Here is a 7,218-nt window from a genome sequence, read left to right as displayed (position 1 = left end):
ATCGCGGCGAGCGTCTCCACCGTGCGGCGTCGCATCGCGCGCTTCGACAGGCCCGGCTCGTGGGTGCGCAGCGCCTCGTGGAAGTGGTCCGAGACGCGCATGAGCGGGTTGAGGCGGGTCATCGGCTCCTGGAAGATGAGGCCGAGCTGTGGGCCGCGGATCGCCCGCAGCTCGTGGGCCGAGAGCCCGACGAGCTCCTGCCCGTCGAACCGGACCTGCCCTCCGACCTTCGCCCCGGGTGGCAGCAGGCCCATGAGTCCGCGCCCCAGCGAGGACTTGCCGGCCCCCGACTCCCCCACCAGCCCGAGCACCTCGCCGCGGTCCAGGTCGAAGCTGACGCCGTCGACGGCGCGCACCGTGCCGCGCTCGGTGCCGTAGTAGACGCGCAGGTCGCGGACCGTGAGGAGCGGCTCCCCGCTCATCGGGCGTCATCTCCGGGCCCGGCCTCGGTGGGCAGGGTGACCCGGGTGAAGCGGCGGCGGCGCAGGACGGGGTTGACGACGTCGTTGAGGCCCTCTCCGACGAGGGTCAGGCCCGTCACGAGCAGGACGATCGCGAGACCGGGGAAGACGGCGGTCCACCAGATGCCGGCGCCGACGTCGGAGATGGCCCGCTGGACGTCATACCCCCACTCGGCGGCGACGGTCGGCTGGATGCCGAAGCCGAGGAAGCCGAGCCCGGCGAGGGTGAGGATCGCGTCGGCCGCGTTGAGTGTCGCGATCACGGGGACCGTCTGGATGACGTTGGAGAAGATGTAGCGCATCACGATCGTGAAGGAGCCGGCCCCCAGCGTGCGGGCCGCCTCGACGTAGGTCTCCTCACGGACCGACATGACGCTGTTGCGTACGACGCGGAAGTACTGCGGCACGTAGACGACGGTGATCGCGACCGCCGCGGTCACGATCCCGCCGCCGAGCGGTGAGCTCGAGAGCAGGAACGCGATGACGATCGCGAGGAGCAGGTAGGGGAAGGCGAAGAGCGCGTCCATGATGAGCACGAGGGCGCGGTCGAGCGCCCCGCCGACCCAGCCCGAGACGAGCCCGAGCGGTACGCCGACGCAGAGCGAGAGCACGACGGCGAGCACGACGACCTCGAGCTCGGTCCGCGCGCCGTACATGACCTGGGCGAAGACGTCGGTCTGCATGACGTTGACACCGAACCAGTGGGCGGCCGACGGGGGTGCCAGCTTCGTGAAGGGCCCGTTCGCGTCGGCGTACTGGCCGAAGTCGTAGCGCGAGACGAGCGGCGCGAAGACGGCCACGACGACGAAGGCCAGCACGATGACGGTGCCGATGACCAGCAGCCACCGGGGGACGCCGCGCGACGCGGCGACCGGCGCCCAGAGCCGGCGCCCCACGCCGGCGCGGCCGCCGCCGACGGGGGTGACCGTCGTGGCCCGCTCCGGCGCCTGGCCGATCCCGGCCGTCATCAGTACCGCATCCTCGGGTCGACCCAGGCGTTGACGATGTCGATGAGGAGGCTGATCGCGACGACGGCGAGCGCGAAGACGGTGATGATGCCCTGCACAGCGGTGTAGTCCCGCAGGTTGAGGTAGTCGATGAGGGTGTGGCCGATGCCCGGCCAGTTGAAGGTCTCCTCGGTGAGCACCGCCCCTGAGAGCAGGAGTGCGGCCTGCAGGCCCATGACCGTGATGACCGGGACGAGCGCGTTGCGGAACGCGTGGTGGAACACGACCCGTGGCTCCCAGAGGCCGCGGGCGCGCGCCGCCTCGATGTAGTCGTGCCGCAGGGTCTGGATGACGTTGACCCGGACGAGGCGGATGAAGACGCCACTGATGAGCAGGCCGAGGGTGATGGCGGGCAGGCAGAGGTGCTTGAGGACGTCGACGAGCGAGGTTCCGTCGCCGTCGATCATGGCGTCGACGACGAGGAGGTTCGTGTGCGTCGGCAGGAACGCCTGCGTCAGCGGGCTCGCCTGCCCCGAGGTCGGCAGCCAGCCGAGGTACTTGCCGAAGACGAGTTGGGCGAGCAGCCCGGTGAGGAAGACCGGAGCGGCGTAGACCACGATCCCGAAGATGCGCCCGCCCACGTCGAACCAGCCGTCCCGGAACCTGCCGGCCAGGAGGCCGACGAGCACTCCGACGACGACGGCCACGACCAGCGCCGCCAGGGCGAGCTCGAGGGTGGCGGCCCCGTTCGTCTTGACGATGTCGATGACCGGCCGGTTGTCCGTCACGGTGGTGCCGAAGTTGCCGGTGAAGACCTGCTGGAGGTAGGCGCCGTACTGGACGAGCATCGGCTGGTCGTAGCCGGCGGCATGCCGCCGCGTGGCGAGCTCGGCCGGCGACAGCTTGCCGCCGAGCGCGGCCTGGATCGGGTCGCCGGGCGCAACCCGCATGAGGATGAAGACGAGGGTGAGCAGGATCAGCACCATCGGCACCACGAGCGCGATGCGGACGATGAGGTAGGTCCGCAGCGAGCCACCGCCCGTCCGGGCCATGTCTCAGCCGCCCTTCCGCCCGCGGTCGCGGGCCCCGCCGCTGCTGCGGCTCACTGCTTGCCGATGAGCCAGTACCGGAACGTGTAGGAGGCGTCGAGCGTGTCCTTCACCCCGGTCACGCCGGTCCGCTGGACGGCGATCTGCTTGCCCTGCCAGATCGGGATGGTCGGCGCCTGCTGCGCACCGATCATCTGGATCTTCTCGAACTGGGTGTTGCGTTCCGCCTGGGTCTTGCTGGCCCGCTCGGCGGCGATGGCGGCGTCGATGGCCGCGCTCGAGAAGTGGTCGTTGAGGAAGGAGGTCGAGGTCCCGTAGAACGGTGCCACGTAGTCGTCGGAATCCGGGTAGTCCGGGAACCACCCGAGCTGGAACGAGGGGTACGCGTCCGTCGGGAAGGCGCCGGAGTAGGCCGCCCACTCCGCGGAGTGGAGGTTGACCGAGAACAGCCCGGTGGCCTCGAGCTGCCGCTTGATGGTGGTGTACATGTCGGCGGACGTCGCCCCGTAGTGGCTGGGCGTCCACCAGAGGTCGAGCGACACGGGGGTCTTGACCCCGGCGGCTGCGAGCACCTGCTTGGCCTTGGCCGGGTCGGGGCTGGCGCCATACGTCGTCTTGAACGCGTCGACGTGGCCGGCGAGCGCATCGGGGATCATCGAGTAGAGCGGCGCGACGGTGCCGTTGTAGTCGGTCTGCGCGATCTGCTGCCGGTCGACCGACAGGGCGACGGCCTGCCGGATCGCCAGCTTCTGGGCCGGGTTCGAGCCGGGCATCTTGTTGAGGTTGAAGACGATGTACTGGATCTCGGCGCCCTGCCCGCTCACGACCTCGACGCCCTTGCTCGACTCGGACTGGAGCGAGGCGATGTCGGTGGGGCTGAAGGTCCGGTAGGCGACGTCGATGGCGCCCTGCTCGATGTCGAGCTTGAGGGCCGACGGCTCGGTGTAGTAGCGCACCACGACGCCACTGTTGTTCAGCTTGAGCGTGCCGCCGTAGTCCGGGTTCGGCTTGAGCACGAGCTGCTGGCCGGTCTGGTAGCTCGTCATCTCGTAGGGCCCGGAGCCGACGATCTTGTCGTTCGCGAGCACCTTGTCCGCCGGGAACACCTTCGGGTCGACGATGGCGTTGCTGGGGTCGGAGAGGACGAACGGGAAGACGGCGAACGGCTGCTTCAGGGTGAACACGACCGTGTCGGCGCCTTTGGCCGCGACGCCTTTCCTCGCGTCGAGCAGGCTCGACGCGCCCTGCGGCGCCTTGATCCGGAGGTTGCGCTGGAAGGAGTAGACGACCGCCTGCGCGTCGACGGGGTCACCGTTCCAGAACTTCTGGTTCGGACGGAGGGTGCACTGGTAGTGCGTCGAGTCGGTGAAGTCGCACGACTTCGCGGCGTCGGGGGTCGGTGTCTTGCTGCCGGGCGGGAACAGCAGCAGCGTCTCGTACATGCTGAACATCGGCGTCCACGAGCCGAGGTCGTAGGACCCGGCCGGGTCGAAGGAGACGACCTTGTCCGTGGTCCCGATGACGACCGGCTTGCCCTGTCCTCCCTTTGCTGCCGTCGAGGCGGACCCGCCTGCCGACGTGGCGCTCGGGCTGCTGCTGCAGGCAGCGGCGAGGGCGACGGCCGACAGGAGGGCTGCGATGGAGCCGAACCGGGGCTGGTGTGAACCGCGCATGTCCCCTCCTGAAAAAGGAAAGGCCGCCGGATCCTGTGGGATTCGGCGACCGCTCTCTCAGTTAAGACCGCCGCGGGACGACGCGCAAGCAATCCCAGCAAGTTGTCAGGAGCCGGTCAGGACGGCGGCGAGGACCACCGCCTGGTTGTGCTCCTCGTCCTTGGCCGAGTAGACGAGCGTCACGAGGTCGTGGTCGGCCACGATCTCGCGCAGGTGGGTGAGCGCCGCGCTCCCGTCGAGCTCCTCCCGGTAGCGCCGGGCGAACTCCTCGAAGCGTTCCGGCCGGTGCCCGAACCAGGTCCGCAGCTCGGTCGACGGGCCGGCCTCCTTGTCCCACTCGTCGACATGGGCCCGGTCCTTCGAGATCCCCCGTGGCCAGACGCGGTCGACCAGAACCCGGTAGCCGTCCTCGCGAGAGGGGTCGTCGTAGACCCGCTTGACCCGCACCGTCGCCATGGACGCCGTCCTTCCTCTCCTCCCGAGCCTAGCGCGGAGGTATACCGCTCGGCCGCTTCCCAGCAGCCGTCCCGTCCCTGGGCGGCGGGGTCACCCGGGACCAGGGAAGAGCGAGCAGCGCGTCAGGTCAGCCAGTCGGCTCGCAGCATCGAGTAGAGGTGGCCGTCGTGCCAGTCGCCGCCGCGCCAGTGCGCGCCCCGCACGACCCCCTCGTCGGTGAACCCGGCCTTCTCGAGCGCCCGCTGCTCGGCGACGTTCGTCACGTCGGTGTGCGCCTGCACTCGGTTCGTCGCCGTGTGCCGGAAGAAGAGGTCGACGAGCTGGCGCTGAGCTTCCGTGCCGGCACCGGAGCCACGGGCGCTCGCCTGTAGCCAGATCCCGATCATCGGGCACCGCGACGCCCGCGTCGGTCCCCACTGCACCCACGTCCAGCTCGTCGTCCCGACCGGCTGCCCGTCGACGACGACCGCCAGGACCCCGTCCTCGTCGACGCGGCACGGCGGCGGCACCACGTAGCCCGACCGCGGCCCGAAGTCGTCGAACTCGGAGTCGGCGGAGCGGGCCTCCGCGAACTCGCCGGGGCGGAGGGGACGAAGCACGACCGAGGGGGTGAGCGGCATACGGGAAGACTACGAGGGCAGGATGGGCCGATGCGCGCGAAGGAGGACGTATGCCGCTGAGCCGGGCCCGTAGGGCGCGTGACCACCGCACGCCCGTCCTCGTCGCGCTCATGCTCGCCATGGCGCTCATCGCGATGGACACGACGATCGTCGCGACCGCCATCCCGCAGGTCGTCGGCGACCTCGGCGGCTTCTCCCTGGTCGGCTGGGTCTTCTCGATCTACCTGCTCGCGCAGACGATGACGATCCCCATCTACGGGAAGTTCGCCGACCTCTACGGCCGCAAGCCGGTCCTCGTCGTCGGGTCGGTCGTCTTCCTGGTCGGGTCCGTCCTGTCCGCGTTCTCCTGGAACATGGTGGCGCTTATCGTGTTCCGCGGGCTGCAGGGGCTGGGCGCCGGGGCGATCGGCGCGACCGTGCAGACCCTCGCCGGGGACCTCTACGACATCCGGGAGCGGGGCCGGATCCAGGGCTACCTGTCCAGCGTCTGGGGCATCTCCGCGGTGGTCGCGCCGACCCTCGGCGGCGTCTTCGCCCAGTACGCGTCGTGGCGCTGGATCTTTCTCGTCAACGTGCCGATCGGCGCGCTGGCCCTGACGTTCATCGTCCGCGGCGTCCACGAGCACGTCGAGCGGCAGCCGCACCGGATCGACTGGGCCGGCGCCACCTTGCTCTTCCTCGCCGCCGGGCTCGGCATGTTCGGCCTGCTGGAGGGCGGCACCACGTGGGCGTGGTGGTCGGCGCCGAGCCTGCTCATCTTCGGGGCGGCGCTCGTCGTCGGGCTCGCCGCGGTCGCCGTCGAGCGGCGGGCGCCGGAGCCGGTCATGCCACCGTGGCTCTGGACCCGCCGCCTGACCGCGGGGTCCTACCTCGCGACGGCGATGGCGGGCCTCGCCGTCATCGGCCTGTCGACCTTCCTGCCCACGTGGGCGCAGGCGGTCGGCGGCCTGGGTCCGGTCGCGGCCGGCTTCGTCCTCGCGACCATGAGCATGAGCTGGCCGGTCGCGTCCGGCCTGTCCAGCCGCCTCTACCTCCGGATCGGGTTCCGCGACACGGCCGTCGTGGGTGCGCTCTTCGCGATCGCCGCGGGCGCCGTCTTCGTGCTGATGGGAGAGAACGCGCCGGTCTGGCAACCGGTGGCCGGCAGCCTGCTCATGGGAGCCGGCATGGGCCTGATCACCGCGCCGCTGCTCGTCGGTCTCCAGTCGACCGTCGAGTGGGGCGAGCGGGGCGTCGTGACCGGCGGCGCGATGTTCTCCCGGTTCCTCGGGCAGAGCCTGGGCGCAGCGGTCTTCGGTGCGGTCACGAACGCGGTCCTGCTCGCCCGGCTCGACGCCGCACCGGCCTCGCTCAAGGGCGCGGTGCCCGGCACGGTCGACGAGGTGAGCCGGGCACTGAGCGGCCATCCCTCCGCGGAGGCGGCGGCGTTCATGCGGGCTGCGCTCAACGCCTCGACGCACGCCGTCTTCGTCGCCCTGCTCGTCTTCGCGCTCGCGACCCTCGTCATCCTCCTCGCCCTCGTGCCCCGGCACTTCCCGACGCTGTCCTCGGGGGCGACCACGGAGCGAACACCGACCACCGGATCAGCACGCGATAACTAACCTCGCGTTATGCCTACCCCAACCGAGACGCAGACCACCACGGGTCGCGTCGTCATCCGCAGCGCGGCCGATGTCGCCGCTGCCGTTGCCCACCACGCGACCCCCCAGCGCGGCTCGCTCATGGTCGTCCTGCTCGCCTTCGGCGGCATCTTCATGGACGCCTACGACTTCTCCTCGATCGCGTTCGGGATCACCGCGATCAAGCAGCAGTTCGGGCTCACCCCGGCGATGACCGGTCTCGTCAACGCCGCGATCATGGTCGGCGCGGTCGTCGGCGCGGTGAGCGGCGGAGTGCTCGTCGAGCGGATCGGCCGGTACCGGCTCTTCATGGCGGACATGCTCTTCTTCGTCGTCGCGGCGATCGGGTGCGCGCTCGCGCCGGAGGCGTGGTCGCTGATCGCCTTCCGCTTC

General features: G+C 70.4%; 8 protein-coding genes. 2 read left to right on the top strand and 6 right to left on the bottom strand.

Features of this window, described 5'->3' with window-relative positions:
• The 6 genes from ACTHJJ_RS03025 to ACTHJJ_RS03000 all read right to left on the bottom strand — a co-directional run.
• The coding region (locus ACTHJJ_RS03025) for an ATP-binding cassette domain-containing protein (RefSeq protein WP_440301457.1) at positions 1 to 422 on the bottom strand (422 nt) is incomplete at its 3' end.
• Positions 419 to 1,429 (bottom strand): ABC transporter permease, encoded by a 1,011-nt coding sequence (locus ACTHJJ_RS03020; RefSeq protein WP_440301456.1) that lies wholly within the window; start codon positions 1,427 to 1,429, stop codon positions 419 to 421. The genes ACTHJJ_RS03025 and ACTHJJ_RS03020, both read right to left, overlap by 4 nt.
• Positions 1,429 to 2,460, bottom strand: coding sequence for an ABC transporter permease (locus ACTHJJ_RS03015; protein WP_440301455.1), 1,032 nt, complete (start codon positions 2,458 to 2,460; stop codon positions 1,429 to 1,431). The genes ACTHJJ_RS03020 and ACTHJJ_RS03015 overlap by 1 nt, the downstream gene beginning before the upstream one ends.
• A 50-nt stretch (positions 2,461 to 2,510) precedes the next feature.
• Positions 2,511 to 4,130 (bottom strand): ABC transporter substrate-binding protein, encoded by a 1,620-nt coding sequence (locus ACTHJJ_RS03010; protein ID WP_440301454.1) that lies wholly within the window; start codon positions 4,128 to 4,130, stop codon positions 2,511 to 2,513.
• A 105-nt stretch (positions 4,131 to 4,235) separates the two neighbouring features.
• Complete coding sequence (locus tag ACTHJJ_RS03005) at positions 4,236 to 4,586, bottom strand: DUF488 domain-containing protein (protein ID WP_440301453.1); 351 nt, start codon at positions 4,584 to 4,586, stop codon at positions 4,236 to 4,238.
• 122 nt (positions 4,587 to 4,708) lie between these two features.
• Positions 4,709 to 5,206: a GNAT family N-acetyltransferase gene (locus tag ACTHJJ_RS03000; protein WP_440301452.1), complete on the bottom strand. Its 498-nt coding sequence runs from the start codon at positions 5,204 to 5,206 to the stop codon at positions 4,709 to 4,711.
• 50 nt (positions 5,207 to 5,256) lie between these two features.
• Here ACTHJJ_RS03000 and ACTHJJ_RS02995 point away from each other — a divergent pair, with 50 nt between their 5' ends.
• Together ACTHJJ_RS02995 and ACTHJJ_RS02990 are read left to right on the top strand one after the other, a co-directional pair.
• Complete coding sequence (locus tag ACTHJJ_RS02995; RefSeq protein WP_440301451.1) at positions 5,257 to 6,807, top strand: MDR family MFS transporter; 1,551 nt, start codon at positions 5,257 to 5,259, stop codon at positions 6,805 to 6,807.
• A gap of 9 nt (positions 6,808 to 6,816) precedes the next feature.
• Positions 6,817 to 7,218: MFS transporter (locus ACTHJJ_RS02990; RefSeq protein WP_440301450.1), on the top strand; the 402-nt coding region annotated here is incomplete at its 3' end.

The sequence above is a fragment of the Intrasporangium sp. genome (assembly GCF_051961875.1).
Classification (GTDB): Bacteria; Actinomycetota; Actinomycetes; order Actinomycetales; family Dermatophilaceae; genus Intrasporangium_A.
The sequence above is the reverse complement of the archived record's forward strand: the minus strand, read 5'-3'. Positions and strand labels throughout refer to the sequence as shown.